This is a genomic window from Kitasatospora sp. NBC_01266, assembly GCF_036242395.1.
Taxonomy (GTDB): Bacteria; Actinomycetota; Actinomycetes; order Streptomycetales; family Streptomycetaceae; genus Kitasatospora.
The window spans coordinates 7,316,648-7,341,690 of the sequence record NZ_CP108458.1; the positions used below are offsets into that span (position 1 = coordinate 7,316,648).

23 protein-coding genes and 2 pseudogenes are annotated in these 25,043 nt (G+C 72.5%); 14 read left to right on the top strand and 11 right to left on the bottom strand.

Annotated elements, in window-relative coordinates; translation table 11 throughout:
• The first annotated feature begins 92 nt into the window (after nucleotides 1-92).
• Nucleotides 93-1,286 carry a methionine adenosyltransferase gene (metK, locus tag OG403_RS31585; RefSeq protein ID WP_329570436.1) on the top strand — a complete coding sequence of 398 codons (1,194 nt, stop codon included), beginning with the start codon at nucleotides 93-95 and terminating at the stop codon, nucleotides 1,284-1,286.
• Nucleotides 1,287-1,543: 257 nt separating this feature from the next.
• Entirely contained in the window at nucleotides 1,544-3,628 is a 2,085-nt protein-coding gene (locus OG403_RS31590) for a primosomal protein N' (protein WP_329570438.1), read from the top strand.
• 258 nt (nucleotides 3,629-3,886) lie between these two features.
• Here OG403_RS31590 and OG403_RS31595 read toward each other — a convergent pair whose 3' ends face one another.
• Complete coding sequence (locus OG403_RS31595; RefSeq protein ID WP_329570440.1) at nucleotides 3,887-4,444, bottom strand: hypothetical protein; 558 nt, start codon at nucleotides 4,442-4,444, stop codon at nucleotides 3,887-3,889.
• A gap of 244 nt (nucleotides 4,445-4,688) precedes the next feature.
• Between OG403_RS31595 and def the strand changes: the two genes are divergently transcribed.
• The 3 genes from def to OG403_RS31610 all read left to right on the top strand — a co-directional run bounded on the left by def (nucleotide 4,689) and on the right by OG403_RS31610 (nucleotide 7,844).
• Nucleotides 4,689-5,234, top strand: a complete 546-nt coding sequence (gene def / locus OG403_RS31600; protein WP_329570442.1) for a peptide deformylase — start codon at nucleotides 4,689-4,691, stop codon at nucleotides 5,232-5,234.
• Nucleotides 5,235-5,338: 104 nt separating this feature from the next.
• Entirely contained in the window at nucleotides 5,339-6,277 is a 939-nt protein-coding gene (gene fmt, locus OG403_RS31605) for a methionyl-tRNA formyltransferase (protein WP_329570444.1), read from the top strand.
• A 121-nt stretch (nucleotides 6,278-6,398) separates the two neighbouring features.
• Entirely contained in the window at nucleotides 6,399-7,844 is a 1,446-nt protein-coding gene (locus OG403_RS31610) for an RsmB/NOP family class I SAM-dependent RNA methyltransferase (protein ID WP_329570446.1), read from the top strand.
• Nucleotides 7,845-7,965: 121 nt separating this feature from the next.
• Here the strand turns inward: OG403_RS31610 and OG403_RS31615 are convergent, their stop codons facing one another.
• The 3 genes from OG403_RS31615 to OG403_RS31625 are packed head-to-tail and all read right to left on the bottom strand — an operon-like array spanning nucleotide 7,966 to nucleotide 9,811.
• Nucleotides 7,966-8,406, bottom strand: a complete 441-nt coding sequence (locus OG403_RS31615; RefSeq protein WP_329570448.1) for a VOC family protein — start codon at nucleotides 8,404-8,406, stop codon at nucleotides 7,966-7,968.
• A 32-nt stretch (nucleotides 8,407-8,438) separates the two neighbouring features.
• Nucleotides 8,439-8,996: an AAA family ATPase gene (locus OG403_RS31620; RefSeq protein ID WP_329570450.1), complete on the bottom strand. Its 558-nt coding sequence runs from the start codon at nucleotides 8,994-8,996 to the stop codon at nucleotides 8,439-8,441.
• A gap of 44 nt (nucleotides 8,997-9,040) precedes the next feature.
• Nucleotides 9,041-9,811 (bottom strand): TetR/AcrR family transcriptional regulator, encoded by a 771-nt coding sequence (locus OG403_RS31625; protein ID WP_329570452.1) that lies wholly within the window; start codon nucleotides 9,809-9,811, stop codon nucleotides 9,041-9,043.
• A 143-nt stretch (nucleotides 9,812-9,954) separates the two neighbouring features.
• Here OG403_RS31625 and OG403_RS31630 point away from each other — a divergent pair, with 143 nt between their 5' ends.
• The 3 genes from OG403_RS31630 (at nucleotide 9,955) to OG403_RS31640 (ending at nucleotide 12,917) form a co-directional block, all read left to right on the top strand.
• Nucleotides 9,955-10,965 (top strand): ATP-binding cassette domain-containing protein, encoded by a 1,011-nt coding sequence (locus OG403_RS31630; RefSeq protein ID WP_329570453.1) that lies wholly within the window; start codon nucleotides 9,955-9,957, stop codon nucleotides 10,963-10,965.
• Entirely contained in the window at nucleotides 10,965-11,804 is an 840-nt protein-coding gene (locus OG403_RS31635; RefSeq protein WP_329570455.1) for an ABC transporter permease, read from the top strand. The genes OG403_RS31630 and OG403_RS31635 overlap by 1 nt, the downstream gene beginning before the upstream one ends.
• Before the next feature lie 141 nt (nucleotides 11,805-11,945).
• On the top strand, nucleotides 11,946-12,917 hold the full coding sequence (locus OG403_RS31640; protein ID WP_329570457.1) for an aldo/keto reductase: 972 nt from the start codon (nucleotides 11,946-11,948) through the stop codon (nucleotides 12,915-12,917).
• A gap of 94 nt (nucleotides 12,918-13,011) precedes the next feature.
• On the opposite strand, the gene OG403_RS31645 is transcribed toward OG403_RS31640, so the two are convergent.
• On the bottom strand, nucleotides 13,012-13,860 hold the full coding sequence (locus OG403_RS31645; RefSeq protein ID WP_329570459.1) for an SDR family NAD(P)-dependent oxidoreductase: 849 nt from the start codon (nucleotides 13,858-13,860) through the stop codon (nucleotides 13,012-13,014).
• 198 nt (nucleotides 13,861-14,058) lie between these two features.
• Between OG403_RS31645 and OG403_RS31650 the strand changes: the two genes are divergently transcribed.
• On the top strand, nucleotides 14,059-14,982 hold the full coding sequence (locus tag OG403_RS31650) for a class I SAM-dependent methyltransferase (protein ID WP_329570461.1): 924 nt from the start codon (nucleotides 14,059-14,061) through the stop codon (nucleotides 14,980-14,982).
• A gap of 53 nt (nucleotides 14,983-15,035) precedes the next feature.
• On the opposite strand, the gene OG403_RS31655 is transcribed toward OG403_RS31650, so the two are convergent.
• Nucleotides 15,036-15,890 (bottom strand): SCO6745 family protein, encoded by an 855-nt coding sequence (locus tag OG403_RS31655; protein WP_329570463.1) that lies wholly within the window; start codon nucleotides 15,888-15,890, stop codon nucleotides 15,036-15,038.
• A 294-nt stretch (nucleotides 15,891-16,184) separates the two neighbouring features.
• Between OG403_RS31655 and rpe the strand changes: the two genes are divergently transcribed.
• From rpe to OG403_RS31670, 3 genes are all read left to right on the top strand, one after another.
• Complete coding sequence (gene rpe / locus OG403_RS31660) at nucleotides 16,185-16,916, top strand: ribulose-phosphate 3-epimerase (RefSeq protein WP_329570465.1); 732 nt, start codon at nucleotides 16,185-16,187, stop codon at nucleotides 16,914-16,916.
• Nucleotides 16,917-16,981: 65 nt separating this feature from the next.
• The gene (locus tag OG403_RS31665) at nucleotides 16,982-17,830 is read left to right on the top strand and encodes a hypothetical protein (RefSeq protein WP_329570466.1); all 849 of its coding nucleotides are present in this window, start codon (nucleotides 16,982-16,984) and stop codon (nucleotides 17,828-17,830) included.
• Nucleotides 17,831-17,912: 82 nt separating this feature from the next.
• Entirely contained in the window at nucleotides 17,913-18,872 is a 960-nt protein-coding gene (locus OG403_RS31670) for a pirin family protein (protein WP_329570468.1), read from the top strand.
• A gap of 1,022 nt (nucleotides 18,873-19,894) precedes the next feature.
• On the opposite strand, the pseudogene OG403_RS36795 reads toward OG403_RS31670, so the two are convergent.
• The 4 genes and pseudogenes from OG403_RS36795 to OG403_RS31690 form a co-directional block, all read right to left on the bottom strand.
• Nucleotides 19,895-20,248: pseudogene (locus OG403_RS36795) on the bottom strand (hypothetical protein); the annotation flags it as partial.
• Nucleotides 20,249-20,311: 63 nt separating this feature from the next.
• The gene (locus tag OG403_RS31680) at nucleotides 20,312-20,725 is read right to left on the bottom strand and encodes a (R)-mandelonitrile lyase (protein ID WP_329570470.1); all 414 of its coding nucleotides are present in this window, start codon (nucleotides 20,723-20,725) and stop codon (nucleotides 20,312-20,314) included.
• Between the two features lie 85 nt (nucleotides 20,726-20,810).
• Complete coding sequence (locus OG403_RS31685) at nucleotides 20,811-21,656, bottom strand: SDR family NAD(P)-dependent oxidoreductase (protein ID WP_329570472.1); 846 nt, start codon at nucleotides 21,654-21,656, stop codon at nucleotides 20,811-20,813.
• A gap of 45 nt (nucleotides 21,657-21,701) precedes the next feature.
• Entirely contained in the window at nucleotides 21,702-22,025 is a 324-nt protein-coding gene (locus tag OG403_RS31690) for a carboxymuconolactone decarboxylase family protein (RefSeq protein ID WP_329570474.1), read from the bottom strand.
• Between the two features lie 217 nt (nucleotides 22,026-22,242).
• Between OG403_RS31690 and OG403_RS31695 the strand changes: the two genes are divergently transcribed.
• On the top strand, nucleotides 22,243-23,136 hold the full coding sequence (locus OG403_RS31695; protein WP_329570475.1) for a helix-turn-helix transcriptional regulator: 894 nt from the start codon (nucleotides 22,243-22,245) through the stop codon (nucleotides 23,134-23,136).
• 260 nt (nucleotides 23,137-23,396) lie between these two features.
• The gene (locus OG403_RS31700) at nucleotides 23,397-23,531 is read left to right on the top strand and encodes a hypothetical protein (protein WP_329572667.1); all 135 of its coding nucleotides are present in this window, start codon (nucleotides 23,397-23,399) and stop codon (nucleotides 23,529-23,531) included.
• 761 nt (nucleotides 23,532-24,292) lie between these two features.
• Here OG403_RS31700 and OG403_RS31705 read toward each other — a convergent pair.
• Nucleotides 24,293-24,867: pseudogene (locus tag OG403_RS31705) on the bottom strand (IS6 family transposase); the annotation flags it as partial.
• Nucleotides 24,868-25,043: the final 176 nt, after the last annotated feature.

Genomic DNA, 25,043 nt, shown 5'->3' on the forward strand with positions numbered 1-25,043 from the left:
TGACCGTTACACTCCAGGAATCAAGTCTTTCCGGATGCCCCGGCCCGGCCGGGAGCGTTCAGTCAGCAGCCGCTGCAACCCCAGGGAGCGCTGTGTCTCGCCGCCTGTTCACCTCGGAATCCGTCACCGAGGGACACCCCGACAAGATCGCTGACCAGATCAGCGACACCATCCTCGACGCCCTGCTCAAGGACGACCCGACCTCCCGGGTCGCCGTCGAGACGCTGATCACCACCGGCCTGGTGCACGTGGCCGGCGAGGTCACCACCAAGGCGTACGCGCCGATCGCGCAGCTGGTGCGCGAGAAGATCCTGGAGATCGGGTACGACAGCTCGAAGAAGGGCTTCGACGGCGCCTCCTGCGGCGTCTCGGTCTCGATCGGCTCGCAGTCCCCGGACATCGCGCAGGGTGTCGACACGGCGCACGAGCACCGTGTCGAGGGCGAAGACGACGAGCTGGACCGCCAGGGTGCGGGCGACCAGGGCCTGATGTTCGGCTACGCGTGCGATGACACGCCCGAGCTGATGCCGCTGCCGATCACCCTGGCGCACCGGCTCTCGCGCCGGCTGACCGAGGTGCGCAAGAACGGGACCATCCCCTACCTGCGCCCCGACGGCAAGACCCAGGTCACCATCGAGTACGACGGTGACAAGGCGGTCCGCCTGGACACCGTGGTGGTCTCCACCCAGCACGCCAGCGACATCGACCTGGACTCGCTGCTGGCGCCCGACATCCGCGAGTTCGTCGTGGAGCCGGTGCTGCAGGGCCTGACCATCGACACCTCGAACTACCGCCTGCTGGTGAACCCGACCGGCCGCTTCGAGATCGGCGGCCCGATGGGCGACGCCGGCCTGACCGGCCGCAAGATCATCATCGACACCTACGGCGGCATGGCCCGCCACGGTGGCGGCGCCTTCTCCGGCAAGGACCCGTCCAAGGTCGACCGCTCGGCCGCCTACGCGATGCGCTGGGTCGCCAAGAACATCGTGGCCGCCGGCCTGGCCAGCCGAGCCGAGGTGCAGGTCGCGTACGCGATCGGCAAGGCGGAGCCGGTGGGCCTGTTCGTGGAGACCTTCGGCACCGAGACCGTCCCGGTGCTGAAGATCCAGGCGGCCGTCACCCAGGTCTTCGACCTGCGTCCGGCCGCGATCATCCGCGACCTGGACCTGCTGCGCCCGATCTACGCCCAGACCGCCGCGTACGGCCACTTCGGCCGTGAGCTGCCGGACTTCACCTGGGAGCGGACCGACCGCGCCGAGCAGCTGAAGGCGGCCGCGCAGGCCTGAGGCCGCGGCTGCCGCGCTCCCACGCGGTTCGACTCGTAGCCAGAGTCGCAGCTCGACAGACCGCAGCGGCGGTGACCTCCCGGTCGGGGGGCACCGCCGCTGCGGTCTGTTTTTCGTCCCGGTGCGAGGCTGACCGCGTGCGGTGCGGTGGGGCGCCGGTGCACTGGTGCGCCGGTGGGTGCGGTGGTTCGGGGCTGTCGGCGCGGCGTGGTACGACTGGAGCGATCACGGTCGGCCGGAAGGGGGCGGAAAGGCAGATGAGCAGCGACGACACCCCGCCGGGCGGGCCGCCCGAGCAACTGGCGCTGATCCGCGAGACGGTCCGCCGGGCCAAGCCGCGCACCTGGCACGGGGCGCACCTGGCGGAGGAGCTACCGGTGGCCCGCGTCGTGGTGGACAAGGGCCTGCTCCACCTCGACCAGTTCTTCGACTACGCCGTGCCGGTCGCGATGGCCGAGCAGGCGCAGCCGGGGGTCCGGGTCCGGGTCAGGTTCGGCGCCCGGGTCGGCGCGGGCGGCCGGCGGGAGGGCGGCGAGCTGCACGACGGCTTCATCGTCGCCCGGCTCGCCAGCAGCGACTACGCCGGGCCGCTGGCCCCGCTGGCCCAGGTGCTCTCGCCCGAGCGGGTGCTGACCCCGCACCTGCTGAAGCTCAGCCGCACCATCGCCGACCGCTACGCCGGCACCCTGGCCGACGTGCTGCAGCTCGCCGTGCCGCCCCGGCACGCCAAGGCCGAGGTCGAGCCCTCGCCGGCCCCGCTGCCGCCGCTCGCCGCGCCGGCCGCCGACGGCTGGCAGCGCTACCCGCAGGGCCCCGAGTACCTGGCCGCCGTCACCGCCGGGCACGCGCCGCGCGCCGTCTGGACGGCGCTGCCCGGCCCCGACTGGCCGCGCGAGATCGCCACCGCCATCGCCGCCGCGCTGGCCGGCGGGCGCGGCGCCCTGGCGGTGCTGCCGGACGGCCGGGCCGTCGCCCGGGTCGACGCCGCGCTGACCGAGCTGCTCGGCGGTTCGCAGCGGCACGCCGTGCTGACCGCCGACCTCGGACCCAAGGAGCGCTACCGCAACTGGCTGGCCGTCAGCCGGGGTTCGGTGCGCGCCGTGGTCGGCACCCGGGCGACGGTCTTCGCGCCGGTGCACGACCTCGGTCTGCTGATCGTCTGGTCGGACGGCGACAGCAGCCACAGCGACCCGCGCGCCCCGCACCCGCACGTGCGCGAGGTCGCGCTGCTGCGGGCCGCCGAGGAGGGCGCCGCCGTGCTGCTCGGCGGGCTCGCGATGACGGTGGAGGGCGCGCAGCTGCTGCGTACCGGCTGGGCCCGCCCGCTCGCCGCCGACCGTGCCACCGTGCGCGAGGTGGCGCCCCGGGTGCGCACCGTCGAGGAGGGCGACCAGGCCAGGGATGCCGCCGCGCAGGCCGCCCGGCTGCCCACGGTGGCCTGGCAGACGGCCCGCGAGGCGCTGCGCAGCGGTCCGGTGCTGGTCCAGGTGCCGCGCCGGGGCTACGTCCCCCGGCTGGCCTGCGGGCGCTGCCGCACCCCGGCCCGCTGCGGGAGCTGCGCCGGCCCGCTGGAGGCGCTCGGCGCGGACCAGGCGCTCTGCTGCGCCTGGTGCGGCATGGTGGCCGAGGACTGGCACTGCGAGGAGTGCGGGTCGTTCCGGCTGCGGGCCCAGGTGGTCGGGGCCCGGCGGACGGCCGAGGAGCTGGGCAAGGCGTTCCCGGGGATCCCGGTGCGCACCTCGGGCCGGGACGCCGTGCTGGCGAGCGTGCCGGACGAGCCGGCTCTGGTGATCTCCACGCCCGGGGCCGAGCCGGTGGCCGAGGGCGGCGGGTACGCGGCCGCGCTGCTGCTGGACGGCTGGGCGCTGCTCAGCCGGCCCGACCTGCGCTCGGGTGAGGAGGCGCTGCGGCTCTGGCTGGCGGCGGCCGCGCTGGTCCGCCCGGCGGGGGAGGGCGGCCTGGTGCTGATCGTGGCCGAGCCCACCGCGCGTCCGGTGCAGGCGCTGGTCCGCTGGGATCCGGCCGGGCACGCCGACCTGGAGCTCGCGGAGCGGGCCCAGCTCGGGTTCCCCCCGGTCTCCCGGATGGCGGCGGTCACCGGCACGCCCAGTGCGGTGGCCGATCTGCTGGCGGTGACCCGGCTGCCGGAGGAGGCCGATGTGCTCGGCCCGGTCCCGCTGCCACCGCTGCGCGGTCAGGAGCAGGAGCGCGCGCTGCTGCGGGTGCGCCCTGGCCAGGGCGGGGCGCTGGCGGCCGCGTTGAAGGCGGCTCAGATCGCCCGGGTGGCGCTGCGCGGGGCTGAGCCGGTGAAGGTGCGGATCGACCCGCTGGACATCGGGTGAGCCGGCCGGTGGTCGGCTGCTGAGGTCGGGGCCGGTCGCGCGACCGGGGCCGGTGAGCGGTGCGGTGACCAGTTGGGTGCTCGGGGACCGGTTGGGTGGTCGGTGCGGGGACGGTTGAGTGACCGGCCTGGGCGCCTGGCCGGGGCCCGCAGAGGGCCGGCCAGGCGCGCGCCGCGCGGTTGGTGCGGGTACTGCGGTTGGTGTGCTTGGTGTGCTTGGTGTGCTCGGTGTGCTTGTCGGGTCGTCCGGTGGGTCCGGTCAGCCGCGCAGCGGGATCCCGGAGCGGTCCAGGCCGCCCTGGCGGGCGGCCGGCACCGAGCGGGCCAGCGCCGCCGAGGCCGGTTCCGGAGCGGGCGCCGGTTCCTCGGCGATCCGGTCGTCGCGCGGGCTGCTGGGCGCGGGGAGCGAAGCGCCGAGCGCCGGTCCGGCGGCGGGCGCGCCACCGGCCGCGCCGAGCAGCTCGGCCGCCGAGCGGCGCATCCCGTAACGGCGGTGCACCGCCTGCTTGGTCACCCCGAGGGCGGAGCCCACCGAGTCCCAGGAGAAGCCCAGCGCCCGGTCGAACTCCACCGCCGCCGCGACCAGCGTCTCCACGCTCTCCCGCAGCTCCTGGGCCAGGCGCACGGTCGGCGCGGGCGCCCGGCCGTACACCACGAAGCCGCCGGAGTTGCTGGGGCGACGCGGCCGGTAGACGTTGCCCAACTGGGCGGTGAGGGTCCGCAGGGCGTCGACCTGGCGGCGGACCCGTTCGATGTCCCGCACCAGCAGGTGCAGACTCGCCCGTGCCCGGGTGTCGTGGTTGATCTGCTCGGCCATCGTGCTCAGGCCACCTTCCGTGCAAATGATGGGGCCTCGCGCCGGCCCGGTGAAACTCACGGTCAATCTGCTTTGACCAACGCCGAAGCAGGGTCCGGGGTCACGCGTCCGGCAGCTCCGGTTCCAACGGTCCGTACCGGGTCGTCCGTGTTCGGCCGAGCCGGGTGGGCCCGGGCGGCTCGGCGCCACCGCATAGACTGACGTGCTGCCCGCGTGACCACCCCGACCCGAAGGAGCCGCCGCCGTGGCGATCCAGCCGATCCGGATCTTCGGTGACCCGGTGCTGCGTGCCAAGGCGCAGCCCGTGACCACCTTCGACAAGGAACTGCGCACGCTGGTCAAGGATCTGACCGAGACCATGCTCGACGCGCCGGGCGCCGGCCTGGCCGCGCCCCAACTCGGGATCTCGCTGCGGGTCTTCACCTACCACGTGGGTGGGGTGACGGGTCATCTGATCAACCCCGACCTGTCGTTGACCGAGGAGGAGCAGGACGGCCCCGAAGGCTGCCTCTCGCTGCCCGGGCTGCGCTTCGACACCAAGCGCGCGTACGGCGTGGTGGCGCGCGGCTTCAACGAGTACGGCGACCCGGTGACCGTCGAGGGCACCGAACTGCTGGCCCGCTGCATCCAGCACGAGACCGACCACCTGGACGGGATCATCTTCATCGACCGCCTCGACCGGGAGCTGCGCAAGGAGGCGATGCGGGCGATCCGCGAGGCCGACTGGGGCAGCGGCCCGGCGCCCGAGGTGCGGATATCGCCGCACAGCACCTTCGGGCCGGTGCGCTGACGTCCCGCGTTGGCTGACCTCTCGCGTCCGCCTGCCGATCGATCCTGATCAACTCTGCTTGACCTGATCAACCGTCAACTCTCCTGTTATGAAAGGGACCTGCTTTGCGTCTCGTCTTCGCCGGAACCCCCGAGGTGGCCGTCCCCGCGCTGGAGGCGCTGCTCGCCTCCGAGCGGCACGAGGTGGTCGCGGTGGTCACCCGTCCCGACGCTCCCGCCGGACGCGGGCGCAAGCTGGTCGCCAGCCCGGTCGGGCAGCGGGCGGCGGAGGCCGGCATCGAGGTGCTGAAGCCCGCCAAGCCGAGCGAGCCGGAGTTCCTGGCGCGGCTGGCCGAGTTGGCCCCAGACTGCTGCCCCGTGGTCGCCTACGGCGCGCTGCTGCGCGAGCCGGCCCTGGAGATCCCCGCGCGTGGCTGGGTCAACCTGCACTTCTCGCTGCTGCCCGCCTGGCGCGGCGCGGCGCCGGTCCAGCACGCGGTGCTGGCCGGCGACCAGGTGACCGGTGCCTCGACCTTCCTGATCGAGCGCGGCCTGGACTCCGGGCCGGTGTTCGGCGTGCTCACCGAGGAGATCCGCCCCTCCGACACGAGTGGCGTGCTGCTCGACCGGCTGGCCAGGTCGGGCGCCGGCCTGCTGGCCGCCACCATGGACGGGATCGAGGACGGCAGCCTGGTCGCCGTCCCGCAGCCGGCCGACGGGATCACCCTGGCCCCGAAGATCAACGTCGAGGACGCCCGGATCGAGTGGAACCACCCCGCGCTGCGGATCGACCGCCTGGTGCGCGGCTGCGCGCCCGCCCCCGGTGCCTGGACCACCTTCCGGGGCGAGCGGCTGAAGCTCTCCGGCCCGGTGAAGCTGCTCACCGACGCCGCCGAGCTGGCCCCCGGCGAGCTCGCGGTGAGCAAGAACGCGGTGCGGGCGGGCACCGGCAGCCACGACATCGAGCTGGGCGAGGTGCAGCCGCAGGGCAAGAAGCCGATGCGGGCGGCCGACTGGGCGCGCGGCGTGCGGATCGAGAGCGGCGAGCGGCTGGGTGCGGCCTGAGGGGGCGGCCCCGCCGTCCGTGGTGCGTGGTCCGAGGCGTGTGCTGCCGCGTGGTCGCGGGGCATGGCCCTGAGGTTTAGCGTTACCGTTTCTGATAACTCCGCAGCACATTGAGGTCCCCATGAGCACCCCCGCCACCCCGTCGAAGCCCGCCAAGCGCGCCCCCCGCCCGCACCGCCGGCCGAAGAAGGACCCGGCGCGCAGCGTCGCCTTCCGCGCGCTGCGTGCCGTCGACGAGCGCGACGCCTACGCCAACCTGATCCTGCCCTCGCTGCTGCGTGAGGCCGAGCAGAAGGGCATGGACCGCCGCGACGCCGCGCTCGCCACCGAGCTGGTCTACGGCACGCTGCGCCTCCAGGGCACCTACGACGCGATCATCGCCGCCTGCATCGACCGCCCGCTGCGCGAGGTGGACCCGCCGGTGCTGGACGTCCTGTCGCTCGGCGCCCACCAGTTGCTCGCCACCCGGATCCCGACCCACGCCGCCGTCTCGGCGACCGTGGAGCTGGCCCGGGCCGAGGTCGGTGACGGCCGGGCCAAGTTCGTCAACGCGGTGCTGCGCCGGATCAGCGCCCAGGACCTGGACGCGTGGATCGCCCAGGTCGCCCCGCCGTACGAGCAGGACGCCGAGGACCACCTCGCCGTGGTCCACTCGCACCCGCGCTGGGTGGTCTCCGCGCTCTGGGACTCGCTCGGCCGCTGGCAGCCGCAGGCCGCCGGACGCTCGGCCGTCGAAGAGCTGCTGCGGGCCGACAACGAGCGTCCCGAGGTCACCCTGGTGGCCCGGCCGGGCCGGATCGCGGTGGACCGGCTCGCCGCCGAACTGCCCGAGAGCACGCCCGGCCGCTGGTCCCCGTACGCGGTGCGGCTGGCCGAGGGCGGCGACCCGGGCTCGCTGGAGGCGATCCAGCAGAACCTGGCCGGTGTCCAGGACGAGGGCAGCCAGCTGGTCGCCCTCGCGCTGGCCGCAGCGCCCATCGAGGGCGGCGACCGGCTCTGGCTGGACGGCTGCGCCGGCCCCGGCGGCAAGGCCGCGCTGCTGGGCGCGCTGGCCGCCGAGCGGGGGGCCGCGCTGGTGGCCAGCGAGCGCCAGCCGCACCGGGCCCGCCTGGTGGCCCGGGCGCTGGACGGCAACCCCGGCCCGTACACCGTGATCACCGCTGACGGGACCAGGCCGGCCTGGCGTCCGGGCAGCTTCGACCGGGCACTGGTCGACGTGCCCTGCTCCGGTCTCGGGGCGCTGCGCCGCCGTCCCGAGGCGCGCTGGCGCCGTCGCCCCGAGGACGTGGCCGGCTTCGGCCCGCTCCAGCGCGACCTGCTGCGCTCGGCGCTGGACTCGGTGCGGGTCGGCGGCGTGGTCGGCTACGCGACCTGCTCGCCGCACCTGGCCGAGACCCGCGCGGTGGTGGACGACGTGCTGCGCGGCCGCACCGACGTCGAGTGGGTGGACGCGCGGCCGTTGCTGCCGGGCGTGCCCTCGCTCGGGGACGGCCCGGACATCCAGCTCTGGCCGCACCTGCACGGGACGGACGCGATGTACCTGGCGCTGCTGCGGCGCACCGCGTGAGGATCGCGGCCCAGACGGTCTGCCGCGCGAGCGGTGACCGGCGGGCGGTGACCGGCGGGCGGTGGCCGGCGGGCGGTGACCGGCCGCGCGGTGACCGAGGGTGGCCGCCGAGGGCGGATGCTCAGCTCAGCTGCTCGGCCAGCGCGAGGATGATTCCGCTCGGCCCGCGCAGGTAGCAGAGCAGGTAGCTGTCCTCGTAGCGCGCCACTTCGCCGACGAGTTCGGCACCGTGCGGGCGGAGGCGGGCGAGGGTGTCCTCGAGGTCGTCGACCGCGAACATGACGCGGTGCAGGCCCAGCGTGTTCGCCGGGGCGATCTCCGGCTCGGGGGTGATCGCCTTCGGGGCGTGGTACTTCGCCAGTTCGAGCCGGCCCGGGGCATCCGGGATCCGCATCATCGCGATCTCGCTCCGCATGTCGTCGAGCCCGACGACGTCTCCCGCCCAGCTTCCTTCGATCGGCATCCTGCCTTCCAGCTCCATGCCGAGTTCGGTGAAGAAAGCGACGGCGGCGTCGAGGTCGTCGACGACGATGCCGACGTTGTCCATGCGCTGAATCGTCATATTCCCGAGCATAGGGACAAATACATCGGATTTCAGGCGGCGGGCAGACCCTGGACGGCCCGCAGGGCGGCGGCCAGGGCCGCGACGTCGACCGGTGCGCTGGTGTCCACCCGGTGCACCCGGCCGAACGCGAGGGGTCGGGCGTCGCGGGACCAGTCCTCCCAGCGGCCGTCCCAGCGGCCGTCCCGCTCGGGGTGGACCGGGTGCCGCTCGGTCATCCGGGCGGTGAAGCGGCGGCGGGCGAGCTCCAACGGGACCTCGCACCAGACTTCCTGAACCTCCGTCACACCGGCCCGCCGCAGCCCCGCCTGGACGATCGGGCGCAGCGGGGCCAGCCACGGGGTCTCCAGCACCGCCGCGCCCCGGGCGTCGGCGAGCAGTGTCCAGAGGGTCTCGCCGGAGGCCGTTCCGAGGATCTTGCTCCACTCCAGGTCCGAGCAGCCGGCCGGGCGCAGGGGGGCCAGGTTGTCCGCCAGGGTCTCCTTGACGGAGTCCTTGCTGAACAGCGGCAGCCCCAACTCGGCGGCCAGCGCGCGGGCCAGGGTGGTCTTTCCGGCGCCGGGCAGGCCGTTGACCAGTACGGTGATCATGAAGTCAGCCTAGTGCCGCTGAAGTGGCGTGCGGGCCTGGGGTCCTAGCGTTCCACCAGTACGGTCAGCAGCTTGTCCAGGAAGCGCTCGAACGACGCCTGCGGGTCCATCGGCGCGTTGCCGGAGGCCAGGGCGGCGGCGATGTTCGGGTAGTCGCCGCTCGTCACCACGCCGGTCAGGTAGCTGACCAGGTCGCGCTGCCACTGCTGGACGTCCTGGCCGGCCGCGACGGTGGCGCGTTCCCAGTCGACGAACTGGCAGATGAAGCCGTTCAGCATCGCCAGCGCCTCCATCTTCTGCCCGCCGCTCAGGTCGGCGTCGGCCAGCGCGCCGAGGAAGAACTCGGTGACCCGCAGGCTGTTCGGGCCGAACGAGGCTCGGGTCCGGACGATGGTGACCGCCCAGGGATGCCGGCGCAGGATGGCCAGCTGCTGGCGGGCCAGCAGCCGCAGGTCGGCGCGCCAGTCGCCGGACGGGTGATCGGGCAGCTGGTACTCGCCGCAGACCGCGTCGAGCATCAGGTCGAGCAGTTGCTCCTTCTTCGGCACGTAGTTGTAGAGCGACATGGTGCCGGCGCCCAGCTCCCCGGCGATCCGACGCATCGTCACCGCCTCCAGCCCGTCGGCGTCGGCGAGTTCCATCGCCGCGCGGGCGATCGAGGCCCGGCTGTGCGCGGGGCGCGGCCCGCGTCCGGCGCGCTCGGGGCGCAGCCAGATGAGCTCCGGCGGCTCGGCTCCGGGCTGCGGGGTGGGCTGTTGGGCGGGCTGTGATTCCGGCTTGGGGGTGGGCTGGGGGGTGGGCTTGCTGGACGGCACGGGTTGATCACCTCTCGGCTCCCCATCTTAGGAGCGGTTCGGGCGGGGTCCGGGCAGGCTTTTACTCCGTACCACGTACGTAGTACTGTGCTGCACAGCTCGCTTCTACGTACAACGTACCTAGAACTTCGGAGGGAACCGTCATGTCCCGAGAACACCTCGCCGTCCGCGCCCAGGGTCTGACCAAGCGCTACGGCAAGACCCATGCGCTGGCCGGGCTCGACCTGGCGGTCCCCGCCGGCACCGTCTACGGCCTGCTCGGACCGAACGGCGCGGGCAAGACCACCGCCGTGCGGATCCTCGCCACGCTCGCCTCGCCAGACCAGGGCAGCGCCACCGTGGCCGGGTTCGACGTGGTGGCCGAGCCCGAGCAGGTGCGCCGCAGCATCGGGCTGGCCGGGCAGCACGCCGCCGTCGACGAGGGGATCACCGGGCGGGAGAACCTGCAGCTGGTCGGCCGCTTCCACCACCTCGGTGCCCGGGAGGCCCGCCGCCGTAGCGCCGACCTGCTGGAGCGGTTCGGGCTCGCGGCGGTGGCCGACCGCCTGGTGCGCACCTACTCGGGTGGGCAGCGCCGCCGACTCGACCTGATCGCCTGCCTGGTCACCAGCCCGCCGGTGCTCTTCCTGGACGAGCCGACCACCGGCCTCGACCCGCGCAGTCGCGGCGAGATCTGGGACGCGGTACGGGAGTTGACCGGCACCGGCACCACCGTGCTGCTCACCACCCAGTACCTGGACGAGGCGGACCGGCTGGCCGACCAGGTCCTGGTGATCGGCCAGGGCCGGGCGATCGCCGACGGTCCACCTGACCGGCTCAAGGCCTCGATCGGCGCCCGGGTGGAGGTGGCTGTCGGCAGTGCCGGTGAACTGCCCGCCGCCGCACGGGTGCTGGCCGCGCTGACCGGGGGTGAGCCGCACGCCGACGCCGACCGGTTGCTGCTCTCGGTGGTCTCCCGTCCCGGGCGGGAGGTCTCGTTGCCAGGCCTGGTACGGGCGTTGGACGAGGACGGGGTGGCCGCGCGGGACGTGGCGCTGCGCACGCCGACGTTGGACGACGTCTTCCTGGCGCTGACCGGAGAGGCTGGTGCTGGTGATGGTTCTGGCGCGGACGCCGGTACCGGTGCGGGTGCCGTGGCGGAGGTGGCGGCCTGATGTCTGTCACGACTCCTGACACCGTCCGGCTCCCGGCGTTCGGCAGCCCGCGTCGCAGCCTCACCGATCCGCTCGCCGACGCGCTCACCTCGGCCCGACGGGTCCTGCTGCACTACCGCCACTCGCCCGGCCTGGTGGCCGCCTCACTGGCGGTGCCGGTGGTGATGGTGGTGGTCTTCGGCTACGTCTTCGGCAGCGCGATGCAGGTGCCCGGCGGCAACTACCGCGCGTTCCTGATGCCGGGCCTGTTCGCGATGGTCAGCGTCAACGGGGTGATGCCGACCATGGTCGGCGCGGCCCGGGACCTGGACCGCGGCGCCGCCGACCGGATCCGCTCGATGCCGGTCTCGCGCTTCGGCGTGCTGCTCGGCACCGCGCTGGCCGACCTGCTGGTCAGCACCGTGGTGCTGGCGCTGCTCGCGGTGGTCGGGCTGGTGGTGGGCTGGCAGGCCCACCACGGCTTGGGCGACGCGCTGGCCGGCTTCGGACTGCTGCTGCTCTTCCGCTTCGTGATGACCTGGCTCGGCACCTGCCTGGGCCTGGCCGCCGGGCGGGAGGAGGTGGCCGGGCAACTGGCCATCCTGACCTTCCCGATCAGCATGGTGACCAACACCTTCGTCCCGACCGGCGGCATGCCGGGCTGGCTGCGGGCGATCGCCGAGTGGAACCCGATCAGCTCGGTGGTCGCCTCGGCCCGGGAGCTGTTCGGCAACCCCGTGAGCGGCGGCGCGGGTTGGCCGCTGCACCACCCGGTGACGGCGACCCTGCTCTGGTCGGTGGTGCTGCTGCTGATCTGCGGGCCGCTCGCGGTGCGCAGCTACCAGCGGCACGGCCGGTGACGGTGGCACCGGCAGCGCTGGCGGCACCGGTGTCACTTGCGGCCTGGGCGAACTGACGATCGTTCAGGCCGGTCGGGTCGGCTTCCGGACTTCTCACGAAAGTGCTGGACAGCAGGGGTCGGTGCGGCGGAGGGTGGGATCATGGAGTACACCTACCTCGGCCGTACCGGCCTGCGCGTCTCTCGTCTCTGCCTGGGCACCATGAACTTCGGTCCGTTCACCGAGGAGGCCGACGCCCACCAGATCATGGACGTCGCGCACGAGCAGGGCATCAACTTCTTCGACACCGCCAACACCTACGGGCGGCAGGTGCACCTCGGGCGCACCGAGGAGATCATCGGCGACTGGTTCGCCAAGGGTGGCGGGCGCCGCGAGAAGACGGTGCTCGCCACCAAGCTCTACGGGGACATGGGGGATTGGCCCAACGAGGGCAAGCTCTCCGCGCTCAACATCCGCCGGGCGGTGGAGGCCAGCCTGAAGCGGCTGGGCACCGACCACATCGACCTCTACCAGATGCACCACATCGACCGGGCCACTCCCTGGGAGGAGATCTGGCAGGCGATGGAGGTGCTGGTCGCCCAGGGCAAGATCATCTATGTCGGCTCCAGCAACTTCGCCGGCTGGCACATCGCCCGCGCCCAGGAAGCCGCCAAGGCCCGCAACTTCCTCGGCCTGGTCAGCGAGCAGTCCTACTACAACCTGCTGGAGCGCACCGTCGAGCTGGAGGTGCTGCCCGCCGCCGAGTCGTACGGCCTGGGCGTGCTCCCCTGGTCGCCGCTGCACGGTGGCCTGCTCGGCGGCGTGCTGCGCAACGAGCGGGAGGGCGTGCGGCGGGGCGGTGAGCGGGTGGTGGAGGCGCTGGCCGCCAAGCGCGAGCAGATCCAGGCGTACGAGGACTTCGCCGCCGAACTCGGCCATGAGCCCGGCGACATCGCGCTTGCCTGGCTGCTCACCCGGCCGGCCGTGACCGCCCCGATCGTCGGGCCGCGCACCCTCGACCAACTGCAGGCGGCGGTGCGGGCCGTGGATGTGACGCTCGATCAGAAGTCGCTGGAGCGACTGGACGAGATCTTCCCGGGCCACCGGCCCGCACCGGAGGCGTACGCCTGGTGAACCTGCCGGGCCGGGTTGGCTGACCGGGTCGGTGGGGTCGGTCGGGCCGGTCGGGTCGGTCGGATCGGCAGGCCTGGTTTGCGCCGGCCGCGGATCAGTTCGCGCGGCCGACCGCGTTTGCGATCAACTCATCGGACAGGGCCCGCAGTTGGAGGCGAGCGTTGGCGTCGTAGGCCTGGGCGTCGGACCGGGCCGGCCGGCGGCCGCTGTAGTAGCGGCCGCTGTTGGCGCCGGCGGCTCCGGTGACCAGGCGGAGCGTCGCCTCGACGCCCTCCTCCACCGTGCTCCAGGGCTCCACCCCGGACTCCCGGACCATGGTGGTGGCCATGTAGCTCGCCGGGTGCAGGGCGTTCACGGTGACCGGCCGGTTGTCGACCGCGAGCCGGTCGGCCAGGTCGAAGGTGGAGATGATCTGGGCGAGCTTGCTGCGGCAGTAGGCCGCCGTCCCGCTGTACTCCTTGGTGATCTGCGGGTCGGCGAAGTCGATCGGCTGCTGACCGGCCGAGGCCACGTTGACGATCCGGGCCGACGCGCCGGGCGTCTCGAGGAGGCGGGGGAGCAGTCGCTCGGTCAACAGGTAGCCGGCCAGGTAGTTCACGGCGAAGTGCAGTTCGAGGCCGTCGGCGGACTCCCGGCGGACATCCTTCGGCCCGCCGGTGCCCACGCCGGCGTTGTTGACCAGCACGTCGAGTCGGTCGAAGTCGGCCAGCACGCTGTCCGCGAGCCGGTCCACCTGGCGCAGGTCGGCCAGATCGGCCAGCCGGATCTCGGCGGCCCCGCCGGCCGCCCGGACCTGCTGCTGGACTTCGGTGGCGCGTTCGGCCGAACGCCCGTGCAGGATCAGCAGGGTATCCGGCGCGGCCAGCCGCAGGGCGAGGGCGCGGCCCAGGCCGTCGGTGGCGCCGGTGATCATGATGGTGGTCGGGGACGACGAGGGTGACATAGGGTCAGCTCCTAAGCCTGTCAAGGGGTTTCGAGGAGCTCCGAGGAGTCCCGAGGAGTCCCGAGGAGTTTCGAGGGGAGTCGAGGAGTTTCGAGACGGTGCGGATTGAATGTAGCGGATCCTCCGGGGAAGCGGCTACGGGTCGACTGCGGTGCTGAGCGGACGATGGGGACAATGGGGACGAGAGGGACAAGAGGGATGACGGGGGCGGCAGGGGCGGCAGGGCCGGGCAGCGGGGTGCCGCGGCTGGTGGGCGCGTGCCAGGAGCAGGACGCACCCGAGGAGCGCGACGCCTACCAGGACCCGCGGCTGGCCTCGGTCTACCAGCGCGGCAACGAGATGCCGGCCACTTCGCTGCGGGCCTGGGCGGAGCTGATCGCCGGCTACGCGTCAGGTGGCCGTGCCGTTTTGGAGGTCGGGGCCGGTACCGGGATGTTCTGCGCCGCGCTGGCCGAGGTTCTGCCGGATGCCGAGGTGACCGGAGTGGAGCCGTCCGCGCCGATGCTGGCCGAGGCGCAGCGGCACAACGCTCACCCGCGGGTGCGCTACCTGGCCGGTTCGGCGCAGGCGCTGCCGATGCCGGACGCCGGCGTCGACCTGGTGCTGCTCTCCCGGGTGGTCCACCACCTGCCGGACCGCCCGGCCGCCGCCCGCGAACTGGCCCGGGCGCTGCGGCCGGGCGGGCGGCTGGTGATCCGCACCACTGTGCGGGAGCGGCTGGACGCGCCGGTGTACCGCTACTGGCCCCGGCTGCTGGAGACCGACGCCGAGCGCTTTCCGAGCGAGCGTCAGATCGTCGAGGACTTCACGTCGGCCGCCGACTTCGCCGTGCACCGGGTGCACTCCTTCAGCCGGCCGACGGCGCTCGACCTGCGGGAGTGGCGGGAGCGGATCGCCGGGCGGGCGCAGTCGAAGTTCCTCGCGCTGACCGAGGCGGAGTTCGCGGCGGGCCTGGCGCGACTGGACGCGGAGCTCGCGCGGGGCAGTGGCGGTGGTGGCGGTGGGGTGGCTGACTGCGGTGGTGGTGTGGCTGACGGCGGTGCTGTGCCCCGGGGAGCGGTGGCGCCGGTCGAGGAGCGGTACGACGTGATCGTCCTGGAGCGCACCCCGGTCGGGGCCTGAGCCTGCGCGGGGCGGGGGGACTGCTCTCGGGCCGCCCCGGCGTCCGGCCGGCCTTACTGATGCACCGGCGGCATCGCGAGTGGATTGATCGGCATCTGTGTGCGACAGAGCGCCGCGATCGGCTTCAAGGCGGCAGTCAGGCGGTCGAGTTCGTCGTGCGGCAGGCCTTCCCACACGCGGCCGGCGGCCAGGTCGGTGGCGGCCTCGACGGACCGGTGCCGGATCCGGCCGAGCTCGGTGACCGCCCCCTCCGCCGTCAGCCAGCCCCGCTCGACCAGCCGCGCCGCGGCGGCCTCCCACTCCTCGTCCGTCCACCCGCGCAGCGGCTGGAGCACCTCGCGGCTGGCGTCCAGCGCGCAGTGGAGCACCGGCGCCTCGCAGCCGTCCAACCCGGCCGCGACCAGCGCGGCCACATGGCCGTCCCCGCGGTGCTCGCGCAGTACGGTCGCGGCCTGCCACAGCCGCCCGTACACGTCCGCGGGCCGGGGGAGCGCGGCGTTGGCGGCGGCCAGCACCCGGCCGGCACAGTCCAACCGGGCCGCCGCCTCCTCCAGCGCGGTCGCCGCCGACTCGACCTGCTCGGGCTTCACCGGCTCCAGCAGTCGGACCAGCGCCGCCGCCGAGCCCTCGGTCCGGGCGGCCAGCGCCTGTTCGGGGCTCGCGTGCGTCCACACGTCCGGCAGGGCGCGCTCGACCATCGCCGGGGAGAAGCTGAAGAACGCGGCGATCACCGGCGGCGCGTCCACGGCGCCCAGCGGAGCCGAGCGGCCGGCGAAGTAGCCGCGCCAGCCGCCGTCCAGCCCGGCCGCCTCGAAGGCCGCCCGGCTCTCGGGCTGGAGGAAGGTGACGGCGTACACCGGCTCGAAGAGCCACCACAACGCGCGGGCGGGGTGGACGGGATCGGACATCGGGAGACCTTCCTCGGAGGAGCTTGCCGGCTGGGCGGCCAGTTCGCTGGACGGGCAGTTCGCTGGACGGGCAGTTCGGCTGGACGGGCAGTTCGCTGTATGGGGACGGCCCGGTGGGCACTGGCGGCCGCCCAGTGCTGATGACCACGGCGGCGGCCCCGGTAACCCCGACCGGGATGTGATGACGGTCACCCGGGGGTCACGGCGTGCGGTTGCCGGTGACGCGGCGCGGGATGATGGGACGAGGCGCCCGTTTCCCGTGGCGCCCCAGCCCTCGCGCGAAGGTAGTCGGTCATGGCCCAGATCAGCCCGTCGGATCTCAGCGATTCCACACTGGACCGACGAAGCCAGATCAACCCCAGCATCCTGTCCGCGGATTTCGCCCGCCTGGCCCAGGAGGCCGAGGCGGTGCGCGGTGCCGACTGGCTGCACGTCGATGTGATGGACAACCACTTCGTGCCCAACCTCACGCTCGGCGTTCCGGTGGTGGAGTCGCTCGCCCGCGCGACCAGCACGCCGCTGGACTGCCACCTGATGATCGAGCAGCCCGACCGCTGGGCCCCGCAGTACGTGGAGGCCGGGGCCGGCTCGGTGACCTTCCACGTCGAGGCCGCCGCCGCGCCGGTCCGGCTCGCCCGGGAGATCCGGGCCAAGGGCGCCCGCGCCTCGATGGCGCTCAAGCCCGCCACTCCGATCGAGCCCTACGAGGACCTGCTGCCCGAGCTGGACATGCTGCTGATCATGACCGTCGAGCCCGGCTTCGGCGGCCAGGCCTTCCTGGACATCATGCTGCCCAAGATCCGCCGTACCCGGGAGCTGATCTCCAAGCACGGCCTCGAGCTCTGGCTCCAGGTGGACGGCGGCGTCTCCGCCACCACCATCGAGCGCTGCGCCGAGGCCGGCGCGGACGTCTTCGTCGCCGGCTCGGCCGTCTACGGGGCCGCCGACCCGGCCGAGGCGGTCCGCGCGCTGCGGGCGCAGGCCGAGGCGGCCACGGCGGGCGCGGGGTGGGCGTGCGCGCACTGAGCCGGCCGGGGTCCGGTGCGGGGTCGGGCGTGGGGCCCGGTGCGGGGCCTGGTGCGGGGACCGGCGTGGGGCCCGGTGCGGGGCCGGACTACCCGTTGCCGTCCGGCGGGCCGGGCCTCCCGTCCTCCGGCTCGGTACTGGGCTTTCCGGCTCCTCTCACTCAGCGGGTCGGGCTGTTCCGGCGTGGGCTGGCCTGGCTGGTCGACTTCGCACTCGTCCTCGGGCTGGCCACGCTGCTCGGCGTGCTGACCTTCCATCGGATCGGCGCGATGCTGGTCAACGTCCCCGGCCTGGCCGGGCAGGGCGTCTGGCAACTGCTCAAGTCGCGCGGCGACTACGTCGGGGCCGGCGAGGGGCTGGGGCTCTCGCTCTGGCACTCGGCCATCTCCGACGTGCGGCAGGGCTTCGTCGCCCTGGTGCTGCTCACCTTCCTCTACCAGTTCGCGACGCTGGCCTTGGCCGGCCGGACCCTGGGCAAGGCGCTGTTCGGACTGCGGGTCCATGGCGTGCTGCCGGCTGCGGTGTCGGGCGCCGTGCTGGACGCCGTGTCGGGCGCATTGTCGGCCGCGGCGCCGGGCGGGCTGCGGCGTGGCCTGCGGCGCCGGCCCGCCGCGATCCGTGGCGCGGTGACGGCGGTGGCCGACATCGGCTGCTTCGCGGTCGCCTGCTGCGTGTTGGCCGGCGGGGCGTTCCTGGTCGCGGCGGTGCTGTGGGCCCTCGCCGTGCTGGTCTTCTGGGCCAACGCGCTCCCGGCCCTGACCGGAGAGCGCCGCTCGGTGGCCGACCGTCTGGCGGGTACCCGGGTCGGCACGGTTGCCGTCCTGCAGCCCGCCGCGGCGCTGGCGCAGCAGGGCCTGCGGCAGCTGGCCGACACCGGCCTCGGGCGCAACCTGCTGGGCCGGGCGGACGACTGAGGAGGCGTCAGCCCGCCGCAGACCGAGTGATCGTCCGGTGGCGGGCGGACCGCCGCGCCAAAGCGAGCGCTACGGTGGCCTGATGAGCAACCTTGATCTCAAGCCCGCCGCCACCCTGTGCGGTGGCGACGCGAGCGCCGGCCCCGTCCGCGACCTGCTGGCGGGGCGGAACGTGCGGCTCGGTGAGAGCACCGAGGTCCGCCGGCTGCTGCCGAACCTCGGCCGGAGGATGGTCGGCGCCTGGTGCTTCGTCGACCACTACGGCCCCGACGACATCGCCGACGAGCCCGGCATGCAGGTCCCGCCGCACCCCCACATGGGCTTGCAGACCGTCAGCTGGCTGCACGAGGGCGAGGTGCTGCACCGCGACAGCCTGGGCAGTCTGCAGACCGTGCGGCCACGGGAGTTGGGCCTGATGACCGCGGGCCACGCCATCTCCCACTCCGAGGAGTCCCCGCGCGAGCACGCCCGCCTGCTGCACGGCGCCCAGCTCTGGGTGGCCCTGCCCGACTCCCACCGGCACACCGCCCCCACCTTCGAACACCACGCCCAACTCCCCGAGATCACCGCACCCGGCCTGCACGGCACCGTGATCCTCGGCTCGGTCGACGGCGCCACCTCGCCCGGCGCCACCTACACCCCCCTGGCCGGCGTCGACCTGACCCTCAGCGAGGGCAGCTCCTCCCGCCTCCCGCTGGAACCGCACTTCGAGTACGCCGCCCTGGCGATAAGCGGCAGCGTCGACGTGGACGGCGTCCGCCTGGAGCCCGGCGCGATCCTCTACCTCGGCTGCGGCCGCCGCGAGTTGCCCCTGCTGGCCCGCACCGACAGCTCGCTGCTGCTGCTGGGCGGGGAGCCGTTCGAGGAGCGGATCCTGATGTGGTGGAACTTCATCGGCCGATCCAGTGAGGAGATCGTACAGGCGCGGTCGGACTGGATGGAAGGCACGAGGTTTGGCGAGGTGCACGGTTATGACGGGGAGCGGCTGGCCGCGCCGACGCTGCCGCCGGTGCCCCTCAAGCCCCGGGGAAGGGCCCGCTGACCTGGCCTTTTGTGTGGTTGGGTGGGCGTGTCCGCACGCGGTGCGAGCGGCGGCCGGCTTGGTCGCAACCGACTGTGGAAGCGGCGCTCGGCAGGGTTCAGCGACGCACGCTGAGTCCCGTGAGCTCCGGAGGCGAGTCCCGTCTTTAACTGCCTTTGGCAGCGTCTACTCGTACTGATGCTGACCTTTTGCTGACCGTCAAAAGAAGAGAGGTCTAGACCATTCGGTCTAGACCTCTCGTTCGGGTTGCTGAGGCGTAGGGAGACTCGCAGCCCGGCCAGGTCACCCGTGCCGCCTGAGCCCATGCCATCGAGGGCGCCTTCTGAACTCCGGACGAGGACACCGCGTTCGTGCACCTGGCCGAGATGGAGAAGCCCTGCGTCGAGTGCACAGCCAACCGCCGGATCTGCGCCATCCCACCGCGAGAGGCGTCTCCCGACCTGCTCGGCGCGCGCTCGACAGCTGTCGAGCATCTCCGCAGGCGTCCGCGCTGCGAGGGGATCTCGGTTCATCGCCACGTCTGAGCCTCCCACGAGTGCACTTCGACATGAGCCTTCATCATCCATCGCACCGGTCCCCCAGGATGGAGAACTCGTGAATGCCGCCCCACGGCCGGGCAGTCCCTCTCGGCGACAGCCGTTCGTCTCATCTTGCTGTCCAGGGGCCAGACATGGGCCATCGTCATCGCGAAGGGGCACCGGAGATGCGAACCTACATCCCGGCAGGGCCCGGCCCCTGGGGCCGGGCAGGAATCGGCCGGTGGCACCGGGTATGGCTCATGGGATCAGCAGGCTGCCCCGGTACCGCCGAGCGGTAGTTCGGCGACCGGCTCCCACCGGTAGTAGCCCGCGGCAGGGTCTTGGGTCCGCATCACCAGATGCACCGCGTCGACGGTGATGGTCACGCGCTCGGGCCGTAGCTCCCGCAGCCCCCGGGTTCAGAGACACGTCGTCCGCAGGATGCAACTCCTGGGCTTTGGCGTAGGCGAGGGAGGTGTGCGGCCAGAAGCGTGCCGCCGGTGGACGCAGCTCGATCCCCTCGACCCGCTCGGCCGCAGCCCGGACTCGGTGGTTGAGGGCGGCCATCGGGCCCTCCGGGTAGACGGCGACGGTGATGGCGGTGACGCCGGGCCAGGTCGGGCCGAGCTGGAGGTCGAACGGTGCCACGTCAGCGAGTTCGGCCCGGGCCTCCTCCTCCAGCTGCCGCAACTGCTCAGCGGTGACGCCGTGGAAGACGCCCTGGACAGTGCTGTGCGGCCACTGGTCCGGGATGACCCCCAGGTGGCCGAAGCGGCCGAGGAGTTCGGCGTGCTGTAGGACCGCATTCACAATGGCCCTTTCCTGCCCATCGACCTGGGCTTCTTCCCGGTGTCTCATTCCGAGGTCACCGCATTCCGTCTCACGGTCGTTCCCCTGGAGCCGTCGAGCGTCCGGATGCGGTCAGTGGGCGCTGGCGCGCGGGCCGTTGTACTGCTCTTCGGTGACCGGCTCCAGCCAGGTGGTCTCGGGGGCGCTGTCGCCGGTGCCCTCCCACAGGGCGATGTGCTCCATGAAGAGTTCCGGGGTGGCGCCGTGCCAGTGCTCCTCGCCGGGCGGGCAGGTGACGGTCTGGCCGGGGTGGGCTTCCAGGATGGTGCCGTCGCGGGTGCCGATCAGGGCGATGCCCGAGGTGACGTGCAGGGTCTGGCCCACGGCGTGGGAGTGCCAGTTGGTGCGCGCGGCTGGGGAGAAGCGGACCTGGTTGGCGCGCATCCGCGAGGGCTCCTGGCCTGCGTAGATCACGTCGAACCACACGTCGCCGGCGAACCAGTCGGACGGGGCCTTGGTGGTGGGCTGCTTCTTGACGAGTTCCATGGGGTGTTTCTCCCTTTTCTGCGTTTGGCGTTCTGGGGTCGCGTGGCGTACCGGCACTGCTGGCGCGGTGGGTCGTGCTGCTTCTTCAGGCCCTGGCGTCGTCGTGGGCCAGGTCTCCGCCGAGCGCGCGCGAGGCGTGGGCCTGCGTGAGCAGGTCCTTGGCCTTGGCGGCGACGGCGTCGATCGCGTCGGCTCCGGCGACGAAGCGCGCCGGGGGCTTGTCCTGGCCGGCGATCGTCAGCAGGGCGGCGGCGAGCTTGGCGGGGTCGCCGGGCTGCTGGCCGTTCATCGACTGCCACTGCTTCTTCGTGGCGGCGGTCCGTTCGGCGTAGTCGTCGATCGACAGGTCCGCCCAGGTGGTGGAGGAGTCGACCAGCAGGTCGGTGCGGAAGAAGCCGGGCTCGACGATGGTGGTGCGGATGTTGAACGGCTCGACGTCGTAGGCCAGGGACTCCATGAAGCCCTCGACGCCGAACTTCGCGGCGGCGTAGGCGACGCAGAACTCCAGCCCGATCAGGCCGGCGAGGGAGGAGATCGTGATGATGTGCCCCTCGCGCTGGGCACGCATGACGGGCAGCACAGCGCGGGTGGTGTTCATCGGCCCGAACAGGTTCGTCTCGATCTGGGCGCGCATCTGCGCGTCCGAGATCTCCTCGAAGTAGCCGGCGTAGAAGTTGGCGGCGTTGTTGACCAGAACGTCGATGCGGCCGAAGCGGTCCGTGGCGGCCTGGACGGCGCGCTGCGCGGCAGCGGGGTCGGTGATGTCCAGGGCGGTGGCCAGGAGGTTGTCCTGTTCCCCGCCGAGTGCGTGAAGAACGTGCTCGGGTCGGCGGCCGGTGGCCACGACCGGGTGGCCCGCAGCGAGGGCCTGGCGGGCGATGTCCGCGCCCAGGCCGCGCCCGGCACCGGTGATCAGGAAGACCTTGCTCATGAGGGGGTACTCCATTCGGATGATGACGCGATAGGGGGGTGGATGTCAGCTGGCGTCGCGCTCGTCGGCGATCTTCCTGAGCTGGTTGATCGCGGTCATGGCGTTGGGCCAGCCCGCGTAGAACGCCAGGTGGGTGATCGCCTCGGACAGCTCCTCCACGCTCAGGCCGTTGTCCAGCGCCACGCCCAGGTGGTAGCCGAGCTGCTCGGCGTGGTAGAGGGCGGCCAGCACGCTCACCGTGACCAGGCTGCGGTCACGCGGCGACAGCTGCGGCCGCTCCCACACGTCACCGAACAGGATCTCGTTGGTGACCTCCACGAGCTTGGGCGCGATGGCGGCCAGCTCCTGCGGGGCGGACTGCTTCGCCATGGGATTACTCCTTGATCAAGAGATGAGCCGGTTGCGACCACTGTGTGGCGAGGGCGGCCTTCCGGCAGCCGCCACAGCCCGTCCCCCTGGTTGAACCGGGGTCGCAAGCTGCTGCCGATATCCAGAAAACCGCAGACCAAAGCCTCCAGGGAGGGACTGGAGTCACAGGTACTGACAGGACCCCCCAGCCGCGCTGAACCCGACCTAACCTGGGGGCGTGAGCACCGAGAGCGACATCCGCGAGTTCTTGGCCACCCGCCGCGCCAAGATCACCCCCCAGCAGGCCGGCCTGCCCGCCTACGGGGGCACCCGGCGCGTGCCCGGCCTGCGCCGCGAGGAAGTCGCCCTGCTCGCCGGCGTCAGCATCGACTACTACGTCCGCCTGGAACGCGGCCATCTCGCCGGAGCCTCCGAAGAAGTCCTGGACGCCATCGCGGGTGCCCTGCAACTCGACGACGCCGAACGCGCCCACCTGTACGACCTGGCCCGCGCTGTCGCCCACCGACCCGCGCGCCGCACCAAGCGCACCCGCGGCCCGATCCCCGACAGCGTCCTGCGCGTCCTGGACTCCATGACCGACTCCCCGGCCTTCATCCGCAACGGCCGCCTCGACATCCTCGCCGCCAACCAACTCGGCCGCGCCCTGTACTCCCCCCTCTACACCGGCTCCGCCAAGGAACCGGTCAACATCGCGCGCTTCCAATTCCTCGACTCACGCGGCCACGACTTCTTCCCGCAGTGGGAAGACTCCCTGAACACCACTGTTTCGCTGCTGCGCACCGAGGCCGGACGTGCCCCGCACGACAACGAGCTGACCGGGCTCATCGGCGAACTCGTCACCCGCAGCGAGGAGTTCCGCACCGCCTGGGCCAAGCACAACGTGCGTCTGCACCACACCGGCTGCAAGTCCTTCCACCACCCCGCCGTCGGCGACATCACCCTCGACTTCGACGCCATGGAACTTCCCGCGCAGCCAGGCCTGACCCTCACCGCCTACACCACCGCGCCCGGCACCCCCGACCATGACTCGCTACGACTCCTCGCCGCCTGGGCCGCCACCGAAGCAGACCAACCCGCCGAAACACCCACCCCCAGCCACAAGAACCAGTGACTCCCGAACCGATCTGACCTGCTGCTACGCGGTGTACCTGCTCGGGTAGGCGTCGGTGGCACACACTGAGGCCAGGGCCGGACCCCATCTCATTGAGCTGTCCCTTGGGCCAGACGAAGGCCACCGTTAGACCGGGCGACCCTTGTCGCCGTGGCCCGCGACCGCGTCCGCACCGCCTACGGCGTTCCCGCAACAACACCTGTGGTGCTGGTTGGTGACACCCCCGGGACGTCGAGGCCGCGCTGACCAGCGGGGCTCAGATCGTCGCCGTCGCTACCGGAGTCCATTCCGTCGCTGATCTTCGTGAGGCCGGCGCCGGCGTGGTGCTGCCGGATCTGACCGACACGGCGGCTCTGCTGGCCCATTTCGAGTGTGTCGCCGCCGAGTGTGACTGACGAACCACCTCTCACCCCGGGGCGATACGGCACCGCTGTCCACCGAGCGGGCGAGCGGGTGCGGACCGAGCACGCCAATGCGGCTTGGTCATGCTCTACGGTGATTCCATGAAGCCTCACCCTGTCCCACACGGCTTCGCGGCTGTCGATGCCCAACTGCAACCGGCTGCCTTCGTAGCTGTGTTGGAGCGCCTGTCGACTGCTCCGTTCTACGCCTCCTACAAGCGTCGCCTCCGAGAGCTCGTCAGCGGCCAGGCGGGTGGGCGGTTTCTCGATGTCGGGGCAGGGGCCGGCGACGGGGCTCTGGCGTTCAGTTCCGAGTACGGTGCCGAAGTTGTGCCCATCGACCGGTCGTTGACGTTGGCTGCGGCGATGGCCGACCGGGGAGTGCCGAACGCCATCGCGGCGGACGGGTGGGCGGAACGAGAGCTAATGTCCGTCTCGCCGTCGCACACGCCCCGCGCCCGTAGCGGACCGCCCGCCTGGGCGAAAGCCGCCATGATCTCCTGGTAGGCCGCCCGACCCGGCAGCTCCGGGGCGGATGTCGGCGGCGCGGGCGGGGCCGGATCCGACAGCTCCAGCAGCGTCTTGCGCGTAATCCGTACGTCCTCCGCAGTCTGGCTAAGCTCGTCCAGCACGGAGGTGAGCTCCGTGATCGGCGTTGTCACGTTGTTGGGTGCGAGAGTGCCTGAGGGTGTGTCGGGGTGTGGTGGGGTCGGGTCGCAGCTGTGTGTTCAGGCCGCGGTGGGCGGGCCGGCGGCGCGTTGGGCCGGGCCGGCGGAGCGGAAGCCCTTCATGGCGCGTTCGCGTTGCCTGGTGGGCTGGTGGCTGTTCTCGACTCGGTTGTTCAAACCCTTGTGGGAACGGTGCTCCACGGACGGCATGACCTCGCGGTGGGCGGCTCCATAGGGGCGGAGCTTGTCCGTGACGATCGCCCTCGGCACCGCGCGGGTCCGCTTGAGGAGGCGGCGCGGGAAGCGCCTGGCCGCAGCCTTGTCCCGCCGCCCCTGCACGAGGATGTCCAGCACGTTGCCGTCCTGGTCAACGGCCCGCCCCACAGGTACTTCCGCTCGCCGTTGACCTTGATGAAGACCTCGTCCAGATGCCACTTGTCCCCGGTCCGGGGCTGCCTGCGGCGCAGCGCATCGGCGTAGGTCTGCCCGAACTTCAGGCGCCACCGCCGGACCGTCTCGCAGGAGACGACGACACCGCGCTGGAGCATCAGCTCCTCCACCTCGCGGAACGACAGCGGGAACCGGAACTACAGCCACACACAGTGGGAGATGACCTCGACCGGGTACCGGTGACCCCTGTACGACGGCGACGTGCTCTCCACGAATGATCCCCTCCGCCATGATCGATCAGAAGATCATCGCACCCGGTCGGCCAACGTGACAGCGCCGCGACGAGGAACTCGCGCGCTCCTTGTTCAGCGCCGCGTCCGCCACCTGTCAGGACCTGTGCGGCCGGGCAGCCGACCCCCGAACCCAGGCCACCCGAGCCCGATTCGTC